Consider the following 25300-nt stretch of genomic DNA (forward strand, 5'->3'; position numbering starts at 1 on the left):
ACCAGGCAGGAAATATGAGCAAGTTAATTGGGATATCGATCATTATTTTTTCAGTATTTGGTGGATATGTATGGGCAGGGGGCAGCCTAACCTCATTATGGCAACCTGCTGAAATCCTAATTATCTTTGGCGCTGGTTTAGGCGCATTAGTTATCGCCTCTCCCCGCGCCGTTCTCGATGAAATGGTTGAGCAAGTCAAATCTGTTTTCTCAACCGAAAAAGAAGATCCAGAGCTATACCCGCAGTTGTTTGGTTTAATGGGTATGCTAATGAGCCAAATCCAATCTCAAGGGCTAAAAGTTCTTGATGAACATATCGATAAGCCCAACGAAAGTTCCCTTTTCTTAATGTACCCAGCAGTGCTTGAACACCCTCAAGTACTGCAATTCCTCATCGACAACTTGCGCTTACAGTCGATTGGTAAGCTGTCACCTCACGATCTAGAACATATGCTAGCTGAGGAGATTGAACGGATTGAAGAAGACAGTCTTAGGCCTTCTCATGCTTTAGCCAAAATAGCTGAAGCCATGCCAGGGTTTGGTATCTTAGCCGCAGTAATGGGCATTATCATTACCATGTCTAATATTGACGGTCCAATTACCATGATTGGCGTCAAAGTCGCTGCCGCGCTGGTCGGTACCTTTATTGGTATTTTCGCCTGTTATTGTTTTTTTGACCCATTATCGAAATCTCTTGAACATTTAGTCGATCGTAAAAGTGCACAACTGCGTTGTGTTGCGGCCGCGCTCACCGCCTTTGCTAAAGGCAAACCTCCGATGCTCGCACTTGATGCCGGTCGCAAACAGATTCAATCAGAAAACCGTCCTTCATTTATTGAGCTTGAACGCTGGATTGAGGAGCAACGTGGCTAATGGCAATTCAACCCGAACCGGTGATCATTAGCCGGAAAAAGCGTAAGAAAAAACATGCCGCTCATGGCGGCGCTTGGAAGGTGGCCTTTGCCGACTTTACCTTGGCCATGATGGCATTGTTTATGGTGTTGTGGATCATGCAAGTGGCCGATCAACGAGAACGCACCTTAATCGTGCAATACCTCAAAGGCGACATGTTCTCATCGGGCCCAATAAACCCGTTTGATTTAAGCAACTCATCGTCCATTATCGATTTAGAAGGCGGCATGAGTATCGAAACCTCTATCGTGCCATCAGCAGGACAAGGTAAGAATGATATCGCTATCGATAAGCGTCACGCTCTAGGTGAACAAAGCTCTCCGTCAGGCAAAGGTAATGAGTTGAACTCAATCTTACCGGGTGAGTTTGAAACCCAAGCACAATTAGAGTTGTTGGCGCGCGAAATCGACAAGATTATTGCCAATGTCGATATGAGCGCCAATGTGAACTTACAAATAGTGCCTCAAGGGATTCGAATTCTTGTTCATGACAATGTTGAGCAATTCATGTTTACCCGTGGCAGTGCCACTATCCAACCTTACTTTGAAGATTTACTACTGGCTTTGGGTGAACTACTAGGGCAAATCAATAACGGTTTGAGTATTTCTGGCCATACCGACTCATTGCCATTTGCCGGTAGTACATTCACCAATTGGGAGCTGTCGAGCCAACGTGCATTACTTGCTAGACGTATTCTTGAGGCCGGTGGTGTTGACTATAAGCAAGTCGTACAAGTTACAGGCATGGCAGATCAGTCGCCTTATGTTCCAGACGAACCTGCAGCGGCGGCAAACAGGCGCATTGAGCTACTGGTATTAACCCAAGAGGCTGAAGACAGCCTGAGGATGATGACAGGGCTACAAAGCCGCCACAGTAAAGATAATCAAGATATTAATCTTAAAGTTGATTCAGCAATCAAAGCTGCCGAACAAAACATGCCAAGAACACGGTATCCAAACTAATGAATACAGATCAAGAGCAGGTGACGGAATTTATTGAGCGAGAGCAACGCGAGGAGACCACAGCACCTGTTGTCACAGATAACCGAGATCATATTAGACACAGTCTAAGAGAGTCCAATGAAGAGCTCGCACAAGCTTGCGATGGGATCAGCGTAAAGTTACATCAAAAAATCTGGTTTATCACTCAAGAGTTAGGGATTGCCAATATCAAAGATATTAGCTTAGGCGGAGTAGGATTAATCACTCCTCTTCAGCTTGAGCTAAATCAATCGATTTGGCTCGAAGTGGAGCAATCCTTATTTGAATTTACCATTATGCGACAGTATCCAATTAACCAAAGATTAAACTTTATTGGCGGCAAGTGGAAATCAAAGCCAGACGACATCAACAAACTCTTGGTGTATATCAATAACGCCAAAGCGTAACGACCGTAAACCACTGAATCACTAATGTTTCTGTCGTAAACGATAGGGAGAGAATTATGCGCGCCAGAGATAGAAGAAAAGGACCTGATGGCTTACAAAAGCTCTTTCTTTATCTGATATTGTTGGAATGGTTTTTACTGATTTATACGACCTCAACAATCAGTAAAATGACTTTTCGCCAAGGGCTGTTAACCTTAGCATTGCTTCTGGGTTTTAATTTAATTCTCGGTAAGCTTTGTACCAAAAGAGCTAAACGCACCACGGACGGTTATATTATTTATCCGGTGATTTGTGGCGGCTTACTGTCATTTTTATTGTTGCTATTCTTTATTTTTTAAATCGTTCGTTATTGATTACAAGGTCGAGAGTCTGCTTTACAGGCTGATAAATTAACCTTAATCCCTGTGGCAGTATCTTGCTGTAAAACCTGTAAACTCAATTGCGCTGCTTTTTGTTTCATCGCAATAAAGTCTGCATCATCGACAGAGCGAAAGGACCACAAGTCACCATCATCTAATGGCTCAGCCTGTGTGGCATCTAGGTGGTTAGCATGCCTATCATTTAAATAGGTAAACTCAACATTAAGTATATTATCAACACCTAAGCGGGTAACCTCAGCAGCGGTAATAGCAGCTTCATCACCCCCTGTCGCATTTATCGCCTGTGTATCAATAATCGCATCAAACCGAGATTGATCAGCAAAATGAAACACCATATTGGGCGACAGATGCTTAAAGGTAAACCCCATTTGATTCGTCATGAATTTACCGGCCTGCCAGCGCTGATAAAGTGACGTAAATGAGGCATCTTGCTGCCACATTTTAACGACCTGTGCTTGGTATTTATCTTGTAATAAGGTCCAAGCTGAAGCGACTAGGTTTGGATCAACCTGAATATTAAACGGGCTAAAGAAATCGTGTTGTAGTAGATATTCCGCCAATACAATGTATTGCTCACGCACAATGTGTGGCAATGTCAGGCGCTTTATCGTGGAGTAATCGGAGAGCTCACAATACCCCTTTGTTGCCGAGCGGCGATAATCGCTACATACTTCCACTTCAAGCTTTTTGACATCAAAACGTCGCACCTCAAAGTGACTAAAGTTGACAACATCAATCTGTTTTTGCTCTCTATCTTGTAAAGCATTAAGCGCCGCATGGTGAAAATCGGCATCTGTACGACAATGATTACATTGGATACTAATTTGAGTATTAAATATATTAGCCTGAATAGATCCACTCATAAGCAATAATGCTATTAAAATAAGCCAAGCAAAGTTAACGCTTTTCATTCAAAGTCCATTTCCAACAACGTCTATCATTTGCAACCACCTAGTAAATGATATTAAGTGTTCACTAAAAACCCAGAAGCAATATTGCACCTAGCCTATCGTATAAACTAACAGTATTACATCAACTTAAGACTGCAATCTCTTAATTTCACCCTATGTTTTACAGCCTTATCAAAGGTTAGATGGGTAACACAGTACGACTGAAGTTTTGTTTAAGCACCACAGTCGATTCAATCCCAGCAACACAATCAATGCTCCCTAAAGCTGACTTCACAAATTGCTCATAACTCAATAAATCGGCTGCCACAATTTTTAATAGGTAATCATGTGCTCCCGTCACCACAGAACACGCCATAACTTGTGGCAATTGAGCAACAGTAGACTCAAACAAGCGCGCCGAATTATCAGAATTTTCTTTTAATCGAATAAAAGCGTATACCACGACATTTAAATCCAACTTTTTAGGTTCTAAGTGGGCACCATACCCAATAATGACACCCTGCTGTTCGAGTTTTTTCACTCGCCGTAAACAGGGAGTGTCTGACATATTTAGTTGGTTAGCTAACTCAGATATCGCAATACGACCTTGATGCTGTAGCACATTGAGTAATTGTCGATCCTTTTTGTCCATCGTGAGTAACCCAGCTTAAAAATGAGTGAATTTCACTCAAATTATCACACTTTTGAGTTAATTCCTGCGCAAAGATGAATTTTTAGCCACTCAGTTTGGTGAATTTCCCCCACGGCATAATGCTAGCCTAGATCCCATTCATTAAACCTATACCAGCATAAGAGTGTCATCGATGAAAACACCGACCCGCCATACCCAAGCTTTTGATGAATGGATCCGTCATCGATTTGTGGCGTTAAATGATCAGCTTGAGCAGGCCTATTTTGAGCAAGCTGATAAAAACAATGTCGAAGGTATTGGCGATGACATAAAACAAATGTTACTCACTCAAGGTAATGACTTAATCAGTCATTTATTGGAGGAAGGCAATACCGATCAAGGATTTGACAGTGCCTTCGATTTGCTCGGTAATGTGGGATTATTTATGGCAGCTTGTCGTCGCCATGAAATTACAGAGCCCTCCAGAGAAACCTACTCGCCTCTGAAACAAGCATCGGCATTAGCGATGCATATTGGCGCCTCTATTGGTGTCACGCCCAGATTCGCAACCGCACATTTAACCACCCACAACCGTGCACTTAATGGCACATATAAACGCTTTACCAGCCTCGAAGACGAGCAGATATTTGTCGACTACAACACCAAAGGGATTTTGGCATATAAACGGGCAGCTGATGCCCTACTAAAAATCCAACCTTTAGGTATTTCCCACCCGATTTGCTTCGACCTATTAACCGTCGCAGAACAGGCATTATCTGAAGTTATAGATTCAAATAGCCGCTTATTCAATAAATTAGATGCAGACCGATTTTTCTATTGTGTTAGACCTTATTACAAACCCTATCGAGTAGGTTCACAGGTTTATCGTGGCGCCAATGCGGGTGACTTTGCGGGTATCAACGTGATTGATTTACAGCTAGGGCTATGTGCTGCCAACGACCAATCTTACTCTCAACTTTTAGTCGATAAATTTTTATACATGATGCCTGAGGATCAGCGGATTTTACGCGACTGTATGCGCCGTCAAAGCATCATGGATGACTTCTTACTTCAACGTTCAGCCAGTCAACAAGGTTGGTATCAAAAAAATCTGCAACAATTTCTTGTGGTGTGCCAACGCCATGGTCAAGGCGCCATTCAGCATCACGACCAACTTGTAAGTAAGTATATTAGCCAGCCATCTACCGACATGGCACAACAACATATGGCAAAAGTCACCGCCAGTGGTCCGCCTTTGCCAGTATTGATTGCAGCGCTAGAGAAGCTTCGAGACCGCCGTGCAGCAAACAAACGTGATGATATACACACTCGTTTTGACGATATAAAAACATTACAGGCCAGCTTAAAATGAATCAATCACAAAGCATGAGCGACACGTTGAAACAGGACTTTTGTTTAGCCGATGGCACATATTTGCTCAGCCATTCGGTGGGCAGGCCGCTTATTAGTGCCCAACAAGCCTTCGGGGAAGCGTTCTGGGCGCCGTGGCAACAAAGCAATATTGAGCCTTGGCAGCAATGGCTTGCAATAATAACCGATTTTCAACACGCCCTAGCTAGACTATTTCATCACCAAGCCGATGCGTTTTGCCCCCAGGTAAACTTGTCAAGTGGACTCACTAAGCTAGTGATGTCCATTCCTCGATTGCAACGTCGTAATAGCGTCATTTTAATGAGTGAAATTGACTTTCCGAGTATGGGATTTGCAATAAAGAAAGCATTACCAGACTGTGAAATTCGTTTTATTCCTAAACAGCTAGATATCACCAATGAAGCTGTTTGGCAGTCGCATATCAGCGAGGATGTAGACATAGTTTTTATTAGCCATGTTTATTCCAATACCGGTCAACAGGCACCAATTCGCCATATAATTAACCACGCAAAGCTGCAAGGTTGCCTGAGTTTAATTGACGTCGCTCAGTCAGCTGGGATCATTCCCATTAACCTAAGCGAACTGAACCCAGATTTTATGATTGGCTCTAGTGTTAAGTGGTTATGCTCAGGCCCGGGCGCTGCTTACTTATGGATTAACCCGTGGCAATTAGAAAATTGTCGCCCGCAAGATGTCGGCTGGTTTTCCCATGAAAACCCTTTCGAGTTTGATATCCATCACTTTAGCTATCACCCGAGTGCACTGCGGTTTTGGGGAGGAACGCCTTCGATTTCGCCATACGCTATTGCGACAAATAGTCTGCAATATTTCCACCGTATCGGCATTGAGCATTTGCGCCAGCACAATCAACAAATGATCCAAAAACTCACTAAGGCCCTTGCTGACTTTACGGTATCACCGCGAGATGCTTCACGCCAAAGCGCAACAGTCATTTTAGATTTTGGAGCGCGACAACAACATATTATGACAATGCTTAAAAAGCATAATATCAGCGTTGATGCACGTAATATGGGAATACGAGTGTCACCACATATTTATACTGATGCTGATGACATCCACACTTTTATTGATCGAATCCAAGCAGAGTACTAAACAAAACCAGCAAACTAGCAGCCAGCAAGATCCCTCTCAATTAGTGGGGTTTCGATGGCAGTTTGAGGCTCTGAGTAACGAATTTCACAGTCATTCACTGAGTAATCTGCAGCAGGCCTGATACGTAAGCCACTTCGGCCACCAATATTGTAACGGGTCAGTTCAAAGTCATCTCCATCAACAATATTTATTGCTCGCGCTATACCCGCTTCAGTGTTTCTTGGATAACCATAAGCTAAACTTATTCGTTCACCTTCAACGACAATAGTATTGCTGCCACTTGCTGGCGCAGTTGAGTCACAATCTCGACTGATAACACACGCTGAGTGAACGAGCTCTTTAGCACTACCAATGGCACCTGACACGCCTTGCATTTGACCTGCGTAAGCATCTTGTTTTAAGTCAATGAATTTCGGCGCAGCAATGACAGATAAAATGCCCAAAACAATAATCACAACGACAAGCTCAATTAAACTAAACCCTTGCTCACGTTTAGAAAAACAAGCCATCTGCTGAGGCTTATTAGGCATATAGAGACTGCGCATATCCCCTCCAAAAATAACAACAAAGCATCATCAACTTGCCACCGCAACTTGGTTTTTACCTTGATGTTTTGCACGATACATTGCGGTATCAGCACGATGAATTAAGCTATCCGTGTCTTTATCTTTCCCTATTGATAGCGCAAGCCCAATACAGGCGCTAATTGCTATCACTTTATCCTCAATAATCAATGGTTCACTGAATAATTGTAGTAGTTTTTCAGCGGCACATTCAGCTGCCACGATAGAATCCATATTTGGCATCAGTACAATAAACTCATCGCCACCGTATCGAGCTAATACATCATCAATGAACAAATGTTTATTGACCTTGTCAGCCAAGGTTTTCAATAAGATGTCACCGACTTTGTGGCCGTATTGATCATTGACGGCTTTGAAACCGTCGAGATCTATAAACAATAAAGAAAAGTGTTTACTCTCGTGCAATAACGACGCTATTTGCTCCCTGATTGCCACACGGTTGGCAAGCCCAGTCACTGTGTCATGGTTAGCTAAATGAAGCGCTTTAGCCTGCGCTTGAGCCAAATCAGCGGTTCTGCGTGCTACTCTAATTTCTAGCTCTTCTCGACCATTACGAATTTCTAATGACATTTGTCTAAAACTATCGAATAACTTGGCAAATTCAGCAGTATGAAAACCACGATAACGTCGAGAAACAGTATCGCTAGCCTCTTCGGTAATAAGACGTGTTTTAGCCGTTAAAATATCAATTGGGCGAGTGATTAAACCAACAATCCACCAGCTAATAGCGCAGCACACCAATAACGAAACAAACGCAATCAATAAGGTCACTTTAATCACATCAAATGCACGTTGATCTAACTCAGTCAATGGCTGCGGTATCATCACGCCCCAACCTGTTGCTGGCACAACATCAAATCCCGCAATCATATCTGCTTTCACTGCAGGTGAATAAAACTGGCTCACGCCAGACTCTCCCGCCATCATTTGCTGAACGATACTGATCTTGCTGATGTTTTTAGCTTCAGACTGCCATTGCTTATTCGGGTGCGCCAATACATTTCCTAACTGATCGACAATAGCAGCATGTCCTTTCTCACCAAAAATGACCGCATTTTGCACTTGTTCAATATAAGTCGCTTTTAAGGTAGCTAACCAAATATTCCCATCTGCGGTTTGACGGATCATGTACAAAGTGGGCACAGCGACACCTTGTTTATGTACAGGAGTAAATCGTGCTTGCGCTAGCCCTGTTAACTCAAAAGGATTGAGCTCGCTGGTTAAGTCCTCAGGTTGAGCTTGCTCTGAGCCCAAAAGCACCCTTTTACGCTGACCATTTGGCTGATACATGGCAATAGATGCGACATCAATGGAGTTCAATAGCAGCTGCATATCATTGTCTAATTCAGCTTTGTTGGCGCTGGTATTGGTCACCGCAGTAAATATGGCTAAGGCATCCACAGCATATCGATTTAATGCCGTGGTAATGTTATTGGCAAGCAATAAGTGCTTGTCATAGACCATCTTATATTCGTTTTCGAGGGCAGAATTTGCAGACCAAAATGAAATTGCTGTAATGGGGATTATTGACATAAAAGTCATCACCAGAAACAGTAAATGACGAAAAGGTAATTTCATTGAGATTCCATGCTCAGGTTACTTCGCTAATTTACGATAATAAAACTGCGTATAGAAACGCGGCTCAGTCATGTCATCACGCATTAGCATCTGTTATACGCCTTAAAATGACGTTTATTTTTCTCATACTTAGTCAATTAATCTACATAATGTTGCATCAGCTAAGTGTAAAATAATGTTACAAAATTTGATGCGCATTGTTACATATGCTCAAAGACTGTTCAACCATTAGCGTCGAAAACTGAATAGTTACTCTAGTTGCAATGAATGGCCTATAGCAATAAGCAGTAAAAGCCATTCTCACAATCATCAAACCTCGTTATTTAGATAATAGAACACGCTGATTGATAAACGATTTAACCGACTGATTCGGCCTGATATTGTTTACCATTAATTCGCTCAATAATCTGCGTTGCGGTTAAATCATGCACTACGTTAATCACAGTTGATGCCGCATCTGTAATTGCTCCCAGAATCACCAAGATAGGGATCACCTCAAGGGGCAGCCCCAAGGTGGTGACAATAAAGATTTCTCCAAGAAAAGCGCCTCCCGGCACTCCGCCAATCACAAACGCAGACAATACCGAAATTAAAATGGTGAGCATGAATACCTCAGAGGTAAACTCCATCCCCAGTAACGAGTATATAAACACAATTTTAAGGGCCGTGATCATTGCTGCACCGCCTTTGTTTAAGTTCACCAATAACGGCAAACTTATCTCAGCAATCTGCTCATTCAAGCCCATTTTGCTGGCACTGCGAATATTGACCGGTAAGGTCGCAAGTGATGAACTGGTGCCCAATGCTGTTACTGCTGGTGCCAGCATATGTTGCCAAAAGCGCTTTACTCCCTGAATACCACCACCAAGCCATGCGTATACTGTTGACCCTAAGGTGAGGTAGACCAGAGTCGCCACCAAGAATAATCCTACGGCACGGGCAAAGGTGCCCATTAACTCTGCATCTTGGCTGGCCATAGTGGCAGCAAAATAGGCTCCTAAGCCAATAGGCGCAAGATACATTAATATGGCAATGATTTTCATGATGACTGTATTTAAGCTATCCAATAACGCAGAAACTTTACGTCCATCTTCGCCTGATTGACCAATGGCAATGCCACTAATCACTGACATAATAATTAATGCTAAAATATTCGATTTAGACAATAACCCCACAAAATCATTCGCTGTCAATAAACTTACAAAATCCATACTCCCTGCGGTTTCCACAGTCTCTTTTAGCTCAAGCGTCACCCCTTGAGCAGGATCATAAGCCAGTGCTAACAACACAATGCCAATTGCGGGGATCATAGCCATCATCACCGATACCGCCATGATCGAGGCGAGAATCGCTCCTAATGCTTTTAAGTCAGTCATTTTGGCAATCGATGACATAACGCTAACTGCAACTAATGGCACGATAATCATGAACAATAAATTCAGAAAAATTTGCCCGATAGGTTTAAGTTTTATTGCCATTTCTGGCAGTAAAAAACCCAATATCCCACCCAGCATTAACGCCACAAGTAGAATTATTGATGAGCGATAAGCTTTAAGTGTGTCCCACATAAATCCATTCCATTATTAACATCCGATTTCAATCTTCATTTCAATGATGCAGAAGTGAATAAAGCCTGTAAAAACAGGCTTTATTCATCTGAACTAGCGACGTCCCCTAGCATGACCTTCTCTTGCCATACCGGATTGACGAGCTTGTCGTGAACGATTCAAACTTTGATGATCAAAGCCGCCAGTAGGACGGCTACGGTTAATTGAATTATTCATATTTGAAGGTCGTGTTGTCGGCCTACTTGACGGCATAGTAGAAGGCCTAGACGTGGGCTGAGTCGATGGACGACTAGACGGCAAAGTTGAAGGCTTGCTTACACTGCTAGGTTTACTCAAATCACGAGTAGACGGCGCAGTATTCCATTTACCATCACTGCGATTTTCCCACTTACCTTGATTATCACGAGCCACGTTGCCGTGCTTATCGGCAAACACATCATTTGTACGATTCTTGTTGTGCGTCGCTTTTTTAAGGTTTTGATTAGCAATTGCAGGGCTGGCTAACCGATCTCGGGTCGCAGGGCGTTGATATAAGTTATCTCGACCGACTCGATTACCATCAATATTAGCTTTATTCATTCTATTGGAAATTTTAGTACGATTACCGACATTGATACTGTTCCCAATGTTGATGTCACCAGTATTGATCACTACAGGACGGCGATAACCGCCACCATAGTAACCACCACAACAACGATATGGTCGATGATAACCATAACCTCCGCCCCACACGACGCCTGCACGGAAAAAACCATTACTCCATGTCACACCCACATTCCAGCCTGTCCAGGGGTTATAGCCAACATGCAAGCCCCAGGTTGGTGGACGAGGATAATAATAGCGGCCCCAATAAGGTGGGTAATACCAACCCGTACCGTAAATCGGTACGCCATAGTATGGATACGACCACATATAACCTGGGGTATATCCAACATAAACCACCTCTGGGGTTGAATCATAAACTTGCACATAGGTCGTGTTATAAACAGGTGAGCTAGCCGGTATTTGCGCGATTTCTTCATTCGGGATCTCATCAGCAACAATCCACGGACCTTTAGCCGTTTTTGATGTAAACCACACACCATTATCAACGGCGTAATACACCTTATTAATCAACAAGACTTGGGTAGAGGTATTCACAGCATAAGAAACGGCTGTGCCAGTTACAGCTTCAAACTTAGGTTCGCCGTCATATTCGACTTCTAGCTTGGCTTCATCACGTTTAATGGCTGCAGTTTGTGGAATTTGCGCATCGAGCATCGCTTGATTCGCTTCATCAGTGCCAGCAACTGATACTCTCAAGCCACCAATATCAGACTCAGGTGGAATATCATTAAAGCTTTCAGGTAATTTATCACCTCTCACAAAGGCCCAAGGACCAGCTTGTTTTTTCGACTTAAACCAGCGTCCAGAAAGCAAAACATACATGTCGCCTGAACTGGTTTCTCTAATCCACGGTGTTTCGGTATTACTAACGTACAATAACTTACCATCAATCAGACTCAGCCATTTAGGGGCACCATCTGTCGAGACTAACTCAGTTGGTTCATCAGAAGTAATAATGTGCGGCGCATTAGCCGTACTTTTAGCTGGCTCGTCATCTTCGGTATTAACCATACTGACCAAGTCTTCAGGTGGATAAAGAGTGACTTGCCAAGGCCCCATTGGATCGTCCGCAACGTACCAATAAGTCCCACTGCTCAAGTACAGTTTTTTAGACTTTTTATCTCTAGCCACTGCGAATGGCGTATTCAGTATTCGCTCGTAATCACTATTGTCGATATCACGGAATTGAGGTTCGCCATCATAAGACAGCAACACACTCAGCCTTGAGCTGAAAATAATTTCTGGCGCGTCATTTTTAATATTATCTAAACTGCGTTTAACTTGGTCTGCGGTTTCTAAACTTGCAGAAAGGCGTGCCATTGAGATTTCAAAACTGGTGCTCGCTAATGCTTCAGATACCGTATCGGTAAAGGTTTGCTGATCTTCTTCAGTTGATGACGGCCAGCGGACTTCAGTCACCTGAATATTACGCACCGTAGTGACATCGTCATTAGTATCGATTCTGGCACTAAACCAAAAAGCACCAAATACCGGTTCAGCTTGGTCTTTGACTTCAAATGACATTGCCGCACGACTTTGCAGCACATTACCTTCAAGCGATTCAGGCTGCGGTTGGTAAACAACTAAAGTTCCTAACTTGGTTTCGACTTCTTGAGGCCATTCGAGAGCAAATACAGAAAAGGACATCAACCAAAGTGAGAAAACACCATAGATTAATCCGAATAATGAACGCGACAGTTTTACTTTCATAACAATTCCTTAGGTATACCCCTATTCACTAACGCTAGCATAACTGAATAATTTTTGAACTAATATGAATGTGCTATTTGCACTTTTTTACAACGAACAAATAAAAAAGCCCTTGATGATAATCATCAAGGGCTTTGAATTTAGCCTATGGCCAATTTACATGAGCGTTAAGCCAAGGCTTATAGGCTGTAGTAAAGTTGGAATTCCATTGGGTGAGTAGTACGAGATACTTGCTCACACTCTTCAGACTTAAGTGCAATGTAAGACTCAATAAAGTCTTTGCTGAATACATCACCCTTAGTTAAGAATTCGTGGTCAGCTGCTAAGTTTTCTAGTGCGTTTTCTAGAGACGTTGCAACTTGTGGGATCTCAGCTGCTTCTTCAGCAGGTAGGTCATATAGATCTTTATCCATTGCTTCACCTGGGTGAATCTTGTTTTGGATACCGTCAAGACCAGCCATTAGCAATGCAGAGAATGCTAAGTATGGGTTAGCGGTTGGATCTGGGAAACGTGTTTCAATACGACGAGCTTTAGGGCTTGGTACCACTGGGATACGGATTGAAGCACTACGGTTACGTGCTGAGTAAGCAAGCATTACAGGCGCTTCGAAATGCGGTACAAGGCGCTTGTATGAGTTAGTACTTGGGTTAGTGAATGCATTCAATGCACGAGCGTGCTTGATGATACCACCAATGTAGTAAAGTGCAGTTTCACTTAAACCTGCATATTTATCGCCAGAGAATAAGTTAACGCCATCTTTAGCTAAAGATTGGTGAACGTGCATACCACTACCGTTATCACCAACAATTGGCTTAGGCATGAATGTCGCCGTTTTACCGTATGCATGAGCAGTGTTATGAACAACATACTTCATGATTTGGATTTCATCCGCTTTGTTTGAAAGCGTGTTGAAACGTGTCGCAATTTCGTTTTGACCCGCTGTAGCAACTTCGTGGTGATGCGCTTCAACTACTTGACCTAATTCTTCAAGAATTAGACACATTGCACTACGAATGTCTTGTGATGAATCAACTGGTGCAACTGGGAAGTAACCACCTTTAACGAATGGACGGTGACCAGTGTTACCATCTTCGTAGCTAGTACCTGAGTTCCATGCCGCTTCTTTCGCGTCAACTTTTACGAAAGTACCTGACATGTCAGTACCAAACTTAACGTCATCAAATAAGAAGAACTCTGGCTCTGGACCAATTAATACAGTGTCAGCAATACCGGTAGATTTTAAGTACTCTTCTGCTTTCTTAGCGATTGAACGTGGGTCACGCTCATAACCTGTCATAGTAGAAGGTTCTAAAATGTCACAACGAATAAGACCAGTCACTTCTTCAGTAAACGGATCAAGTAAGAAAGAAGAAGGATCTGGCATCAATACCATGTCAGATTCGTTAATACCTTTCCAACCGTTGATAGATGAACCATCGAACATTTTGCCATCTTCAAAGAAATCTTCGTTTACTTGATGAGAAGGTATAGAGACGTGCTGCTCTTTACCTTTAGTGTCTGTAAAACGTAAATCTACGAACTTAACTTCTAGTTCTTCAATTTGTTTTAATATTGATTCAACTGACATTCTTAAGCCTCCGGTAGGGTAAAGGGTTGTCCCTTAATATAATCTTGTTATTCGTCAGACAAACTATCTGCTTTGCGAATTTGTTCAATTAAAAGCTATTTCCATGCCAGAAAGGTAAGTGATTGATTTAAAGCTTAATAAAAAAATCACTAGCCATAGAAAAAGCCATATTGCACAAATACGGTGCACCACTATGATCACAATTGGTGCAAAAGTCCATTTCGGTGCAGGGTTTTTAGCGCATGAATTGATCTAGTTCATTAAAGCGTCATTTTATTGCGGCAGTATGATCCTTTTTCGTTTTTATCTTCTATCTTTAGTGTTTAATTTTTTATTAAAAACGACCTGTTCAAAAATAATCCTATCTACTCGGCGCTCGGTGGAGTAGAATGGCACGCTTTTTTATAGTGGCTATACTTATCAGCCCTATAAACTCCTATTTTTTATTTGATGGTATAGAGGTTTTATCCGTGTTAGAGAATTTACGTAACATCGCCATTATTGCTCACGTTGACCATGGCAAAACGACCTTGGTAGACAAGCTATTGGCTCAGTCAGGCACCCTTGAAAGTCGAGGCGAAGCCGCAGAACGTGTAATGGATTCTAACGATCTTGAAAAAGAACGTGGTATCACCATTCTGGCAAAAAACACTGCCATCAAATGGAACGACTACCGTATTAACATCGTAGACACTCCTGGTCACGCCGATTTCGGTGGTGAAGTAGAGCGTGTTCTATCTATGGTAGATTCAGTTTTATTATTAGTAGACGCAGTTGACGGCCCAATGCCTCAAACTCGCTTTGTTACTAAAAAGGCATTCGCACAAGGCCTTAAGCCAATCGTTGTTATCAACAAGATTGACCGCCCAGGTGCACGTCCTGATTGGGTTATCGACCAAGTATTCGACTTATTCGACAACCTAGGTGCAACTGACGAACAGTTAGATTTCCCTATCGTTTACGCTTCTGCATTAAACGGTTTCGCGACTCTTGATCCAGAAGAAACAAGCGAAGACATGACACCGCTTTTCCAAGCGATTGTTGAGAAGGTTTCTTCTCCTGATGCAGATGCTGAAGGTGAGTTCCAAATGCAAATCTCTCAACTTGATTACAACTCATACGTAGGTGTTATCGGTGTTGGTCGTATTAAGCGTGGTAGTGTTAAAACTAACCAGCAAGTCACAATCGTTGATGCTGAAGGTAAAACTCGTAACGGTAAAATGGGCCAAGTATTAGGTTACATGGGTCTAGACCGTCACGAAGTTGCTGAAGCCAACGCCGGCGATATCGTTGCGATTACCGGTTTAGGTAACTTACAGATTTCTGACACTGTTTGTGGTGTTAACCAAGTTGAAGCATTACCTGCATTATCAGTTGATGAGCCAACGTTAACAATGACTTTCCAAGTGAACACTTCTCCGTTCGCAGGTAAAGAAGGTAAGTACGTTACATCACGTAATATCCTTGAGCGTCTAGAACAAGAACTAGTCCACAACGTTGCACTACGTGTTGAAGAAACTGATTCTCCAGATCGTTTCCGTGTTTCTGGTCGTGGTGAGCTTCACCTTTCGATCTTAATTGAAAACATGCGTCGTGAAGGTTACGAATTAGCAGTATCTCGTCCAGAAGTTATCACCAAAGAAATCGACGGTGAGATGTGCGAGCCATTCGAAACATTAACTGTTGACGTTGAAGAAGAGCACCAAGGCACCGTAATTGAAAAATTAGGTATGCGTAAAGGTGACATGAAAGATCTACAACTAGATGGTAAAGGTCGTGTACGTATCGACTTCATCATTCCTAGCCGTGGCTTAATCGGTTTCCAAACTGAGTTCATGACTGCAACTTCTGGTACTGGTCTTATCTACCATTCATTCGACCATTACGGTCCAGTGAAAGGCGGTGACATTGGTCAACGTGCTAACGGTGTATTGATTTCTAATGCAACAGGTAAAGCCCTAACATTCGCATTATTCGGTTTACAAGACCGTGGTCGTCTATTAATCGGTCACGCTGCAGAAGTTTACGAAGGCCAAGTGATTGGTATTCATTCACGTTCTAACGACTTAACTGTTAACTGTCTGAAAGGTAAGCAGCTAACCAACATGCGTGCATCAGGTACTGATGAAGCACAAGTGTTAACTCCGCACATCCAAATGACACTTGAGCAAGCACTTGAGTTCATCGATGATGATGAGTTAGTTGAAGTAACACCTGAAAATATTCGTGTTCGTAAGCGTCATTTAACAGAAAATGACCGTAAGCGTGCTAGCCGCTCTGGTAGCTAAGTTTAGCTAACGTAATTTGAATATGAAAACCCGCTCAGGCGGGTTTTTTATTGCCTGTTATTCTAATAAGTACCAGTACAGCAAATAAAAAACTGATTTCATCTAACCTATAACCTAACAGTCTTTATATTCACTTTAAACGAATATATATTCACCCCTACTTATTATCTCTTAGGTTGGAATATCGCAAAATGTCTGTGATTCAAAATGTTAACGTGGCTAACCAAGCCAATATTTACTTTGATGGTAAAGTCATCAGCCGCACAATTCATTTTACTGATGGTAGTCATCAAACCCTTGGGGTTGTGCTACCTGGTGAATATAACTTTGATACCAGCCAAGCTGAAATCATGAATATCACCTCTGGTAAATTTGAGGTGTTATTACCTCATGCCACAGATTGGACAACCGTCAAAGCAGGCGAATTATTTGAATTAGATGCCAATGTTAACTTTAAAATTCGCACTAACGAAATCAGTGAATATCGCTGCCAGTACAAGTAATTAGCGTCAGCAGTTCATCAGTAATTGCTGATTTTATGTTAAAAAGAAGCTAGTATTAATGTGTTGAACGCCAAAGGTGAAGGAATCCCACATGCGCTTAGTCTTAATCATTAGTCTCATTTTAACCAGTATTGTCCTCTCAAGCAGCCATGCAACGGTTTATCGCTGGGTAGATGAGAATGGTAAAGTCCACTACAGCGACGAGCCAAGGGAAAATGCCGAAACAGTAGAGCTCAATCAAAATACGCAAAATAGCATTTCTGTTCGTGTTCCTGCCGAAGTGGATTCCAATACAAAACCAGCTGAAGCGGTTACCTACAGGGTGAGAATCGTTAATCCCACTCAAGAAGAAACCATCAGAAGTAACCAAGGAAACTTCACTGTTGTCGCCAGTGCGGCGCCAGAACTACCCAATGGTTATTTACTTGCACTGTATATTGACGACATTCTTTATGGTCAGCCTCAATCCAGTGCAATCTTCAATGTCACTGAAGTAAATCGCGGTGAACATAATCTTGTCGTTAAGATTTTGACCCAAAACGGCAAAGTCCTTGCATCAAGTTCTGCTAGAAAGATATTTCTACATCAGGCTTCCATTCTTAATAAACCTAGACCAACACCTAGGACTGAATAAAAATATTGTTTTTCATATAGATAGAGAAACAATATTAAAAGATTATTAAATTGATTGTCGATGTAGAATAAGTTGCTTAGCGCACCATACTGGTGCAACATGGTGGTGCAACTTCAATATGCAGGACAATTGATGGATACAAATAATCTGCTGAATCATTTAGTTACCGCTGTTCTTGTTATCGATAGCAAGCTGATGCCTCATTATGCCAATGCGGCAGCTGAGCAGCTGTTAGGGATCAGTGTAAATAAATTGCGAGAACAGCGTTTGCCTGAACTCTATCAGTTTATGGGAGTAGAGTCTGAACTCTTAATTGATTCGGTAAAAGCCAGCCAAGGGATTACAGTTAATACTGCTGCGTTAATAACCCTTGACGGTGTGCACCACATTATTGATATCACCTTGATCCCCATGGAGCATGAAGATGACTTAAGTCTGCTCGAGCTAAGACAAGTCGATCAGCAACATCGTATCCACCAGCAACTGAACTTAGATGCCCAACAACAAGCTGCGCAATTCTTAGTGCGCAACCTTGCCCATGAAATTAAAAACCCATTAGGCGGCCTAAGAGGTGCAGCCCAGTTACTTTCACGTGAGTTAGCTGAGCCGCAATTAAAAGAGTTCACCGATCTAATTATTGAGCAAGCCGATAGGCTAAGAAACTTGGTTGATAAGCTATTAGGACCACAACGTCCTACCCAGCATACCGAACACAATATCCACCAAGTAGTGCAAAAAGTGTTAAAACTGATTGAGTTAACCCTACCGGATAATGTCACGTTAGCGCGAGATTACGACCCATCCATTCCCGATATGAATATGGATCCTGATCAACTGCAACAAGCCGTGCTTAACATAGTACAAAATGCCACTCAGGCGCTTGAGAAAACCGGTGGCGAAATACTCATTAGAAGTAGAACCCAGCATCAAGTCACTATTGGCACTCAAAGGTTCAAATTAGTATTGGCGCTATCGATTATTGATAACGGACCTGGGATCCCGGCAGAACTACTGGATACATTGTTTTATCCAATGGTAACAGGCAGAGAGGACGGCTCAGGTTTAGGCTTATCGATTGCGCATAATATTGCACGATTACATGGAGGTCGCATTGATTGCGTATCGGCACCAGGGCACACAGAATTCACCATTATCCTGCCATTACAATAACATGCCATTGATGGCTATTGAGGAAGTAACATGAGTATAAGCGAACAAGTTTGGATCCTCGACGATGATAGTTCCATTCGCTGGGTATTAGAAAGAGCCCTACTGGGTGCCAAGATTTCTACTGCCAGCTTTGCTGCGGCCGAGTCATTATGGCAAGCATTAGAAATCTCACAGCCTATTGTGATTGTGTCAGATATCCGCATGCCTGGAACTGATGGCTTAACCTTGCTTGATCGCTTACAAATGCACTACCCGCATATTCCAGTCATTATCATGACGGCGCACTCTGATTTAGACAGTGCCGTCAGCGCTTACCAAGCGGGTGCCTTTGAGTATTTACCAAAGCCATTTGATATTGATGAAGCCATTGCGTTAGTGGAACGCGCACTGACCCATGCAACAGAACAAGTCCCTCCGCCAGCGGAAGAACCCGAAGTGGTGAAAACCCCTGAGATCATTGGTGAAGCACCTTCAATGCAGGAGGTATTCCGTGCGATTGGTCGCCTATCTCGTTCATCCATTAGTGTATTAATTAATGGTCAATCTGGTACTGGTAAGGAACTGGTTGCTGGCGCACTGCATAAACACAGCCCTCGTAAAGATAGCCCTTTTATCGCATTGAACATGGCTGCTATTCCAAAAGACCTAATAGAGTCTGAACTATTTGGTCATGAAAAAGGCGCCTTTACAGGAGCAGCCAATGTCCGCCAAGGTCGCTTTGAACAAGCCAATGGCGGAACTCTGTTTTTAGATGAAATAGGCGACATGCCACTTGATGTGCAAACCCGCCTTTTACGTGTTCTTGCCGATGGGCAGTTCTATCGCGTCGGTGGCCATGTGGCAGTACAGGTCGATGTGCGAATTATTGCCGCAACACACCAAGACTTAGAATTATTGGTACAAAAAGGCGATTTTCGTGAAGATTTATTTCACCGCTTAAACGTGATTCGAGTACACCTACCACCACTGTCGCAGCGTCGTGAAGATATTGCCCAATTGGCCACCCATTTTTTGATTTCTGCAGCAAAAGAAATCGGTGTAGAGCCAAAAGTACTGACAAAAGAAACAGCAACCAAATTAGAGCAATTACCTTGGCCCGGAAATGTTAGACAACTTGAAAATACATGTCGCTGGTTAACGGTGATGGCCTCAGGCCAAGAGATTTTGCCTCAGGATTTACCCGCTGAGTTACTTAAAGACCCAGTCGCTTCAGGTGAAAGAACTGACGGTGTTTCAGATTGGCAAGTGGCATTAACCCAATGGATTGATGAAAAGCTATCTGCGGGTGAAAGTGATTTGCTCACAGAAGTGCAACCAGCCTTTGAGCGGATATTATTAAAAACAGCGCTCAAGCATACTCAAGGCCATAAGCAAGAAGCAGCAAAACGTTTAGGCTGGGGGCGAAACACCCTTACGCGTAAACTCAAAGAATTAGAAATGGATTAATTTACGACAAGAGTTAAAACAAAAAGGATAGCGAAAGCTATCCTTCTTTATTTACACTCGCTTTATCTTTTTATACTAAGAGCACTCAGTTTAAAACTGGTAATGCAGCCCCAATGCTAACTGCGAAGTATCTGCATCAATATCTAGCATTTCAGAACGATCGGCATCTAAGTCACCGGTGGCATACTCATAACTTAAACGTAAGCGCAGTGATTCGGAAACAGCAGCTGTTATGCCAACACCGTAAAGCACATTAACACCACTCCAATCGGCAGTATCAAAGCCTTCGTCATAATCGTAATCTGGGTCAACTTCGAGTGCACGAATCGCTAAGCCCACTTTACCAAAAACAGAAAAGGTATCATTGATAGCCCAAGTAAATTTCGGCGCAGCCGAAAAAACAGCTAAACCAAGATCAACACGACCATCTTGTAGATCATTGGTCAGCATCCATTTTCCTTCGATGCCAAACCAATGATTGAAGTTATAACCACCATAAGCACCGAAACCTGCACCAGAATCGTCAAAACTGCCGACTTCCAGTTGTACATTACTCAGTTCACCACCCACATACCAACCCGTATCGCGGGCTTTGTGTTCTTCGGCTGTGACATTAAAAGATAAACCAACCATTAATATTGCACTTGCTACTACAGATAAGCGTTTCATTATCATTCCTTAATAATTCTATCAGCGCAGGCAGCATAGCAGAAAGCACTCACTCATCAATCATTTCAAATGTAGGTATTTGTTCGAAAATGTGTCAATAACGATAAGCTAATAAAAAGGAGCATTGCTGCTCCTTCTTATCATTAACTAATAGATTAATACTGGCTTAACGTATTAAAAACCTGAGTTCAGACTAGATAATCATGCTCAGTACACCGACAATAATAAAGGCGATAGTCCCAAGTAATGTTTCCATCACGGTCCACGTCTTTAAAGTGGTTTTCTCATCCATTTCCATTAAACGACCCACAAGCCAGAAACCTGAATCATTAAAGTGAGACAATACCGTCGAGCCACCAGCAATGGCAATGACAATAAAACAAAGATCAAACTGTGTCAGACCCGAAGTCACAGCGACCATAGGCGCAATTAACGCTGCTGTTGTGGTTAATGCAACCGTTGCCGACCCCTGCGCTACTCGCAAACATGTTGCAATGACAAAGGCTGCTACAATGATGGGCATACCGGTATCGTTTAATACTCCAGCTAAGGCTTCACCAATACCACTGGCACGTAATACACCACCAAACATACCACCAGCGCCTGTCACTAAAATTGCACCACAAATAGGAGCGAGCGAATCACCACACAATTTCTCAAGCTGCTTCATACCGTAATCTTTAGCAAACACAGCAAGACAAACGAGTAAGGTTATTAGCAATGCAATGGGAGTTTTACCTAGCATTCGCAGGCTTTCAACCCAAGTGGCACTGCCATCTATCACACCTGCTACGCTCAAGGTGTTCAAGCCTGTATCTAAAAATATTAGCAATACTGGTAACAATAAAATCATCAGAACCGTAATGAATTTAGGCTGTTTAGCCGGGTCAATCACGGTTTCAGAGCTTAAAAAGACTTTGGATAATGGAATATCAAACTTCTTGCCTGCATATAAGCCAAACAAATAAGCCCCTATATACCAAGTTGGGATTGCCACTAAAATACCAATCATTAGCAGCATACCTATGTTTGCCCCAAGTAAATCAGCTGCGGCAACCGGGCCTGGATGCGGTGGCACAAAAGCATGCATTACCGCAAAGGCACCTGCAGATGGCAGCGCATATTTTAATGGTGAACCGCCAAAACGTTTGGCCACACTGAATATAATCGGCATCATCACGATTAAGCCCGCATCAAAAAAGATAGGGAAACCAAACAAGAGTGAGGCAACACCCAATGCCAATGGCGCTTTTTCTGCACCGAAACGGCCTATGAGGCTGTCGGCTAATACCTGCGCCCCACCTGTAACTTCTAAGATTTTACCAATCATGGCACCTAAGCCTACTAAAAGCGCGACAGCTGCCAACGTGCCACCAAAGCCTGACATCATCGTCGGCACGACTTGTTCAGTAGAAATTCCTGTCGCAAGGGCAGTTGATAAACTCACTAATGTTAACGCCACAAAGGCGTGCATTTTGAGTTTTATGATCAATAAGAGTAAAGCAGTTATAGCCGCAGCAGCGACCATTAGTAGGTAGGTAGGATCAGCAGATTGAGCTAAAGTGTCCATGGTATGTTCCATCGTTCTTTTAGGTATTCTTTATCAAGTTGATTAAATCTAATCTAGTCAAAAAAAATCAACTCAACGCGGTACTATCACTCAGCTTCGAGATATACTTTCGAAACGGCTAAAGTATATAGATCAACCCTGATTTGAGGTACGTAAATGACCGGTAAAACCATTATTGTGATGGGTGTGTGTGCTTGTGGTAAAAGCACCGTTGGCGAAAAGTTAGCAAATAGCTTGAATGCGAAATTTATTGATGGTGACGACCTGCATCCACGAGCTAATATTCAAAAAATGGCCCGTGGCGAGCCATTAAACGATGATGATCGCGCACCATGGTTAGAGCGCGTTCGAGACGCGGCTTACAGTATCGAATCAAAAAATGAAACGGCCATCATTGTTTGCTCTGCACTAAAACAACAATACCGAGACACCATACGAGAAGGTAACCAACAAGTCGCTTTTCTATATCTACAAGGCAGTTACGATCTTATCTTGGCAAGAATGCAGGCTCGAAGTGGCCACTTTATGAAACAAAACATGGTCGACAGCCAGTTTGCTACCCTTGAAGATCCTAGCCAAGAAAACTTAGTCGTCACTGTTAATGTCGATAACAGTATCGACAATATTGTTTCACTCGCTGTTAAGCAATTTAAACAGCTAGGTTATTAGCCTATCTTGCTCAAACAGACATAAAAAAGCCGCTAACAAATTAACTTGTTAGCGGCTTTTAGTCTTTATATGAATCTAGTAGCAATCTAAATAACCTGAACTCGGGATAAGAGTTCAATAAGTTATGTTTAAATAGCCATATTCACTCTTTTAAAATAAATCAGTTAAATTCAAACTTGAGCTTTGCGCTGATAACAAGGCGAATTTACGCGTCAATAGCGGGTCTATTGCAAGTAAATTCAACACAGTTAGCGTTGCAAAGAGCTGTTTGATATGCATTTAATCGATAGGGTCTTGGTGAATTATCACTTCCGCACTATCAAACGCTTCACATAAACGTTTCTCAGTGTTGTCGGTTATTTCATGGGCTTCACGTAATAGTAATGAGCCTTTTAACTCGATATGAAACTGGATAAACGTGGTCTTACCCGCTTGTCGAGTACGTAAGTCATGTAAGCCATTCACTCTAGGGTCTTGCTTAACAATTGCGATGATGTCTTCACGGGTTGCTTCATCTAGCTCACGATCAAGCAAGGACTGAATAGAGCGATAACCTAAATCTATTGCTTGATGACCTATGTATAAAGCAATTAATACCGCAAATAAACCATCAGCCCACCACCAGCCATATTGTGCCAGTACTAAAGCGAGTAACACTGCCCCATTTAAAAATAGGTCAGATTTATAATGCAGTGAGTCCGCTTCCACCACAGTACTATTGGTTTTTGCTAACGCTTTTTTCTGCAGTATCACCAAGGCAAATGTCATCACTAGCGCAATGATAGACACCACCATGCCTAAACCAGCATGAGAGACTTCAACAGGATTGAATAACCGCTCTCCACCATAAAACAGTAATAAGAATGCTGAGCCTAAGATGAAGGCAGATTGAGCAAGCGAGGCTAATGGTTCAGCTTTTCCATGACCATAACGATGATCACTGTCAGCAGGCAAAATAGCATAACGGATGGCAATAAAATTAACGATTGAGGCAAGTGCATCGGCAAACGAATCGGTTAACGATGCAAGCATGCTCGCAGACCCAGAATAGAGCCATGCGAGCAATTTGATCACAATAAGGATTAACGCTGTGGCTACAGCTGCGCGACTAGCTAACTTAACCCAAAAATCGTAGTCTGAATCTGTTGTCATAATAGAGGTCATCACGCCTAAATAAATGCAGTGGTAACCTCCAGTATAACGGAGTCAGTTAACAATTAACCACGACCTTTACCTTTGGTTTTGGTAAAACGTGAGTCAAACTTCTCTTTTTGCTCTTCAGTCAGTAGCTGGTAGATTTCATTTTGCATTTTCATGAAGTTTTTCATGCCTTCTTTTTGCTTCAACTGTTTCGCTTCAATGATTGAATCAGCCTTGGCATCGTCAAAGTTTGCATTACTGATAAGCGCTAGCATTTCAGTTTTATGTGCAGCACGTTCTTCTGCTGATGGACGCTCGCCTTTCTCTTCTTTGTACTTCTCAATAATCGCTTTTACATCTGTGCGTTGAGTGTCAGTTAAATCAAGTGAACGTAGCATTTTACGCATACTTTTATGCATGCTCTTGCCATGGTGCTTACCACCATGTGCTCGCTCACCCTTTTCTTGAGTCTGTTCAGTTTGAGTATTGGTGTCTGTGCTTGTTGCGTACACTTGACCAGCTAATAATGCTGAAGTAGCAACAAAGGCTAATAAACTATTTTTTACTGTTAAACGTGATTTCATAATGTCACCTATCTATGTGCTTTACTCAATTAAAACAATGGGCTAACAGCGCTTAATCCCTTTTTTAAGTAACACTGCTAACAGAATGTCGTCTTCAATATCCCAAAACGAATTTATGTGTATTTAATGCGTTTTTGATATGAAGCTAGTTTAGCAATTGCAATGTCAGTAAGGGTTTAGCCTCGGTAAAGCTATGTAAAGATCTCATTTCTGGAACAAAAGTAATCTCATACACCATAATGGGAGCCAGTTCACGTATATAAAAAGGGATCATTTTCATACTGAACC

The 25300-nt window shown here is 42.4% G+C and carries 23 protein-coding genes; 12 read left to right on the plus strand and 11 right to left on the minus strand.

Going from position 1 to position 25300, the window contains the following annotated elements:
• Window positions 1-14 precede the first annotated feature (14 nt).
• Genes motA through AN944_RS14405 form a run of 4 tightly spaced genes read left to right on the plus strand, consistent with a single transcriptional unit; the run spans window position 15 to window position 2636 of the window.
• Window positions 15-872 carry a flagellar motor stator protein MotA gene (gene motA, locus AN944_RS14390; protein ID WP_055025337.1) on the plus strand — a complete coding sequence of 286 codons (858 nt, stop codon included), beginning with the start codon at window positions 15-17 and terminating at the stop codon, window positions 870-872.
• Window positions 872-1873, plus strand: coding sequence for a flagellar motor protein MotB (locus AN944_RS14395; RefSeq protein ID WP_055025338.1), 1002 nt, complete (start codon window positions 872-874; stop codon window positions 1871-1873). The genes motA and AN944_RS14395 overlap by 1 nt, the downstream gene beginning before the upstream one ends.
• Complete coding sequence (locus tag AN944_RS14400; RefSeq protein WP_055025339.1) at window positions 1873-2298, plus strand: hypothetical protein; 426 nt, start codon at window positions 1873-1875, stop codon at window positions 2296-2298. The genes AN944_RS14395 and AN944_RS14400 overlap by 1 nt, the downstream gene beginning before the upstream one ends.
• A 56-nt stretch (window positions 2299-2354) precedes the next feature.
• Window positions 2355-2636, plus strand: coding sequence for a hypothetical protein (locus tag AN944_RS14405; protein ID WP_055025340.1), 282 nt, complete (start codon window positions 2355-2357; stop codon window positions 2634-2636).
• A gap of 8 nt (window positions 2637-2644) precedes the next feature.
• Here AN944_RS14405 and AN944_RS14410 read toward each other — a convergent pair whose 3' ends face one another.
• Both AN944_RS14410 and AN944_RS14415 read right to left on the minus strand, forming a co-directional pair.
• On the minus strand, window positions 2645-3589 hold the full coding sequence (locus AN944_RS14410) for a hypothetical protein (RefSeq protein ID WP_055025341.1): 945 nt from the start codon (window positions 3587-3589) through the stop codon (window positions 2645-2647).
• 178 nt (window positions 3590-3767) lie between these two features.
• Window positions 3768-4220 carry an Lrp/AsnC family transcriptional regulator gene (locus tag AN944_RS14415; protein ID WP_055025342.1) on the minus strand — a complete coding sequence of 151 codons (453 nt, stop codon included), beginning with the start codon at window positions 4218-4220 and terminating at the stop codon, window positions 3768-3770.
• Window positions 4221-4392: 172 nt separating this feature from the next.
• Here AN944_RS14415 and AN944_RS14420 point away from each other — a divergent pair, with 172 nt between their 5' ends.
• Complete coding sequence (locus tag AN944_RS14420) at window positions 4393-5571, plus strand: monodechloroaminopyrrolnitrin synthase PrnB family protein (RefSeq protein WP_055025343.1); 1179 nt, start codon at window positions 4393-4395, stop codon at window positions 5569-5571.
• Between the two features lie 14 nt (window positions 5572-5585).
• Complete coding sequence (locus AN944_RS14425; RefSeq protein ID WP_055025408.1) at window positions 5586-6704, plus strand: aminotransferase class V-fold PLP-dependent enzyme; 1119 nt, start codon at window positions 5586-5588, stop codon at window positions 6702-6704.
• Window positions 6705-6718: 14 nt separating this feature from the next.
• On the opposite strand, the gene AN944_RS21980 is transcribed toward AN944_RS14425, so the two are convergent.
• From AN944_RS21980 to glnA, 5 genes are all read right to left on the minus strand, one after another.
• The gene (locus AN944_RS21980) at window positions 6719-7249 is read right to left on the minus strand and encodes a type II secretion system protein (protein WP_055025344.1); all 531 of its coding nucleotides are present in this window, start codon (window positions 7247-7249) and stop codon (window positions 6719-6721) included.
• Window positions 7250-7279: 30 nt separating this feature from the next.
• The gene (locus AN944_RS14435; protein ID WP_055025345.1) at window positions 7280-8866 is read right to left on the minus strand and encodes a sensor domain-containing diguanylate cyclase; all 1587 of its coding nucleotides are present in this window, start codon (window positions 8864-8866) and stop codon (window positions 7280-7282) included.
• A gap of 356 nt (window positions 8867-9222) precedes the next feature.
• Window positions 9223-10434 (minus strand): dicarboxylate/amino acid:cation symporter, encoded by a 1212-nt coding sequence (locus tag AN944_RS14440; RefSeq protein WP_055025346.1) that lies wholly within the window; start codon window positions 10432-10434, stop codon window positions 9223-9225.
• Window positions 10435-10527: 93 nt separating this feature from the next.
• Window positions 10528-12750 (minus strand): hypothetical protein, encoded by a 2223-nt coding sequence (locus tag AN944_RS14445; RefSeq protein WP_055025347.1) that lies wholly within the window; start codon window positions 12748-12750, stop codon window positions 10528-10530.
• Window positions 12751-12929: 179 nt separating this feature from the next.
• The gene (gene glnA, locus AN944_RS14450; RefSeq protein ID WP_055025348.1) at window positions 12930-14339 is read right to left on the minus strand and encodes a glutamate--ammonia ligase; all 1410 of its coding nucleotides are present in this window, start codon (window positions 14337-14339) and stop codon (window positions 12930-12932) included.
• 470 nt (window positions 14340-14809) lie between these two features.
• Between glnA and typA the strand changes: the two genes are divergently transcribed.
• The 5 genes from typA to glnG all read left to right on the plus strand — a co-directional run bounded on the left by typA (window position 14810) and on the right by glnG (window position 20380).
• Window positions 14810-16627, plus strand: a complete 1818-nt coding sequence (gene typA / locus AN944_RS14455) for a translational GTPase TypA (protein ID WP_055025409.1) — start codon at window positions 14810-14812, stop codon at window positions 16625-16627.
• 191 nt (window positions 16628-16818) lie between these two features.
• Window positions 16819-17130: a pyrimidine/purine nucleoside phosphorylase gene (locus AN944_RS14460; RefSeq protein WP_055025349.1), complete on the plus strand. Its 312-nt coding sequence runs from the start codon at window positions 16819-16821 to the stop codon at window positions 17128-17130.
• A gap of 91 nt (window positions 17131-17221) precedes the next feature.
• Window positions 17222-17764, plus strand: coding sequence for a DUF4124 domain-containing protein (locus AN944_RS14465; RefSeq protein ID WP_055025350.1), 543 nt, complete (start codon window positions 17222-17224; stop codon window positions 17762-17764).
• Window positions 17765-17896: 132 nt separating this feature from the next.
• On the plus strand, window positions 17897-18934 hold the full coding sequence (gene glnL, locus AN944_RS14470; protein ID WP_055025410.1) for a nitrogen regulation protein NR(II): 1038 nt from the start codon (window positions 17897-17899) through the stop codon (window positions 18932-18934).
• A 30-nt stretch (window positions 18935-18964) separates the two neighbouring features.
• The gene (gene glnG, locus AN944_RS14475; protein WP_055025351.1) at window positions 18965-20380 is read left to right on the plus strand and encodes a nitrogen regulation protein NR(I); all 1416 of its coding nucleotides are present in this window, start codon (window positions 18965-18967) and stop codon (window positions 20378-20380) included.
• A 90-nt stretch (window positions 20381-20470) separates the two neighbouring features.
• On the opposite strand, the gene AN944_RS14480 is transcribed toward glnG, so the two are convergent.
• Together AN944_RS14480 and AN944_RS14485 are read right to left on the minus strand one after the other, a co-directional pair.
• A complete protein-coding gene (locus tag AN944_RS14480) occupies window positions 20471-21049 on the minus strand; it encodes an outer membrane protein (RefSeq protein WP_055025352.1) in 579 nt (192 codons plus the stop codon).
• A gap of 193 nt (window positions 21050-21242) precedes the next feature.
• On the minus strand, window positions 21243-22619 hold the full coding sequence (locus AN944_RS14485) for a GntP family permease (RefSeq protein WP_055025353.1): 1377 nt from the start codon (window positions 22617-22619) through the stop codon (window positions 21243-21245).
• 156 nt (window positions 22620-22775) lie between these two features.
• Between AN944_RS14485 and AN944_RS14490 the strand changes: the two genes are divergently transcribed.
• The gene (locus tag AN944_RS14490) at window positions 22776-23288 is read left to right on the plus strand and encodes a gluconokinase (RefSeq protein WP_055025354.1); all 513 of its coding nucleotides are present in this window, start codon (window positions 22776-22778) and stop codon (window positions 23286-23288) included.
• A 279-nt stretch (window positions 23289-23567) separates the two neighbouring features.
• On the opposite strand, the gene AN944_RS14495 is transcribed toward AN944_RS14490, so the two are convergent.
• Together AN944_RS14495 and AN944_RS14500 are read right to left on the minus strand one after the other, a co-directional pair.
• A complete protein-coding gene (locus AN944_RS14495; protein ID WP_055025411.1) occupies window positions 23568-24440 on the minus strand; it encodes a cation diffusion facilitator family transporter in 873 nt (290 codons plus the stop codon).
• A gap of 65 nt (window positions 24441-24505) precedes the next feature.
• On the minus strand, window positions 24506-25012 hold the full coding sequence (locus tag AN944_RS14500; protein ID WP_055025355.1) for a Spy/CpxP family protein refolding chaperone: 507 nt from the start codon (window positions 25010-25012) through the stop codon (window positions 24506-24508).
• Window positions 25013-25300 lie beyond the last annotated feature (288 nt).

Origin of the sequence: Shewanella sp. P1-14-1 (assembly GCF_001401775.1) — a bacterium.
Classification (GTDB): domain Bacteria; phylum Pseudomonadota; class Gammaproteobacteria; order Enterobacterales; family Shewanellaceae; genus Shewanella; species Shewanella japonica.

Bases quoted from the DNA above. Each gene is read 5' to 3' on its own strand.
- motA (WP_055025337.1), top strand. From the start codon at position 15: ATGAGCAAGTTAATTGGGATATCGATCATTATTTTTTCAGTATTTGGT.
- AN944_RS14395 (WP_055025338.1), top strand. From the start codon at position 872: ATGGCAATTCAACCCGAACCGGTGATCATTAGCCGGAAAAAGCGTAAG.
- AN944_RS14400 (WP_055025339.1), top strand. From the start codon at position 1,873: ATGAATACAGATCAAGAGCAGGTGACGGAATTTATTGAGCGAGAGCAA.
- AN944_RS14405 (WP_055025340.1), top strand. From the start codon at position 2,355: ATGCGCGCCAGAGATAGAAGAAAAGGACCTGATGGCTTACAAAAGCTC.
- AN944_RS14410 (WP_055025341.1), bottom strand. From the start codon at position 3,589: ATGAAAAGCGTTAACTTTGCTTGGCTTATTTTAATAGCATTATTGCTT.
- AN944_RS14415 (WP_055025342.1), bottom strand. From the start codon at position 4,220: ATGGACAAAAAGGATCGACAATTACTCAATGTGCTACAGCATCAAGGT.
- AN944_RS14420 (WP_055025343.1), top strand. From the start codon at position 4,393: ATGAAAACACCGACCCGCCATACCCAAGCTTTTGATGAATGGATCCGT.
- AN944_RS14425 (WP_055025408.1), top strand. From the start codon at position 5,586: ATGAGCGACACGTTGAAACAGGACTTTTGTTTAGCCGATGGCACATAT.
- AN944_RS21980 (WP_055025344.1), bottom strand. From the start codon at position 7,249: ATGCGCAGTCTCTATATGCCTAATAAGCCTCAGCAGATGGCTTGTTTT.
- AN944_RS14435 (WP_055025345.1), bottom strand. From the start codon at position 8,866: ATGAAATTACCTTTTCGTCATTTACTGTTTCTGGTGATGACTTTTATG.
- AN944_RS14440 (WP_055025346.1), bottom strand. From the start codon at position 10,434: ATGTGGGACACACTTAAAGCTTATCGCTCATCAATAATTCTACTTGTG.
- AN944_RS14445 (WP_055025347.1), bottom strand. From the start codon at position 12,750: ATGAAAGTAAAACTGTCGCGTTCATTATTCGGATTAATCTATGGTGTT.
- glnA (WP_055025348.1), bottom strand. From the start codon at position 14,339: ATGTCAGTTGAATCAATATTAAAACAAATTGAAGAACTAGAAGTTAAG.
- AN944_RS14460 (WP_055025349.1), top strand. From the start codon at position 16,819: ATGTCTGTGATTCAAAATGTTAACGTGGCTAACCAAGCCAATATTTAC.
- AN944_RS14465 (WP_055025350.1), top strand. From the start codon at position 17,222: ATGCGCTTAGTCTTAATCATTAGTCTCATTTTAACCAGTATTGTCCTC.
- glnL (WP_055025410.1), top strand. From the start codon at position 17,897: ATGGATACAAATAATCTGCTGAATCATTTAGTTACCGCTGTTCTTGTT.
- glnG (WP_055025351.1), top strand. From the start codon at position 18,965: ATGAGTATAAGCGAACAAGTTTGGATCCTCGACGATGATAGTTCCATT.
- AN944_RS14480 (WP_055025352.1), bottom strand. From the start codon at position 21,049: ATGAAACGCTTATCTGTAGTAGCAAGTGCAATATTAATGGTTGGTTTA.
- AN944_RS14485 (WP_055025353.1), bottom strand. From the start codon at position 22,619: ATGGACACTTTAGCTCAATCTGCTGATCCTACCTACCTACTAATGGTC.
- AN944_RS14490 (WP_055025354.1), top strand. From the start codon at position 22,776: ATGACCGGTAAAACCATTATTGTGATGGGTGTGTGTGCTTGTGGTAAA.
- AN944_RS14495 (WP_055025411.1), bottom strand. From the start codon at position 24,440: ATGACAACAGATTCAGACTACGATTTTTGGGTTAAGTTAGCTAGTCGC.
- AN944_RS14500 (WP_055025355.1), bottom strand. From the start codon at position 25,012: ATGAAATCACGTTTAACAGTAAAAAATAGTTTATTAGCCTTTGTTGCT.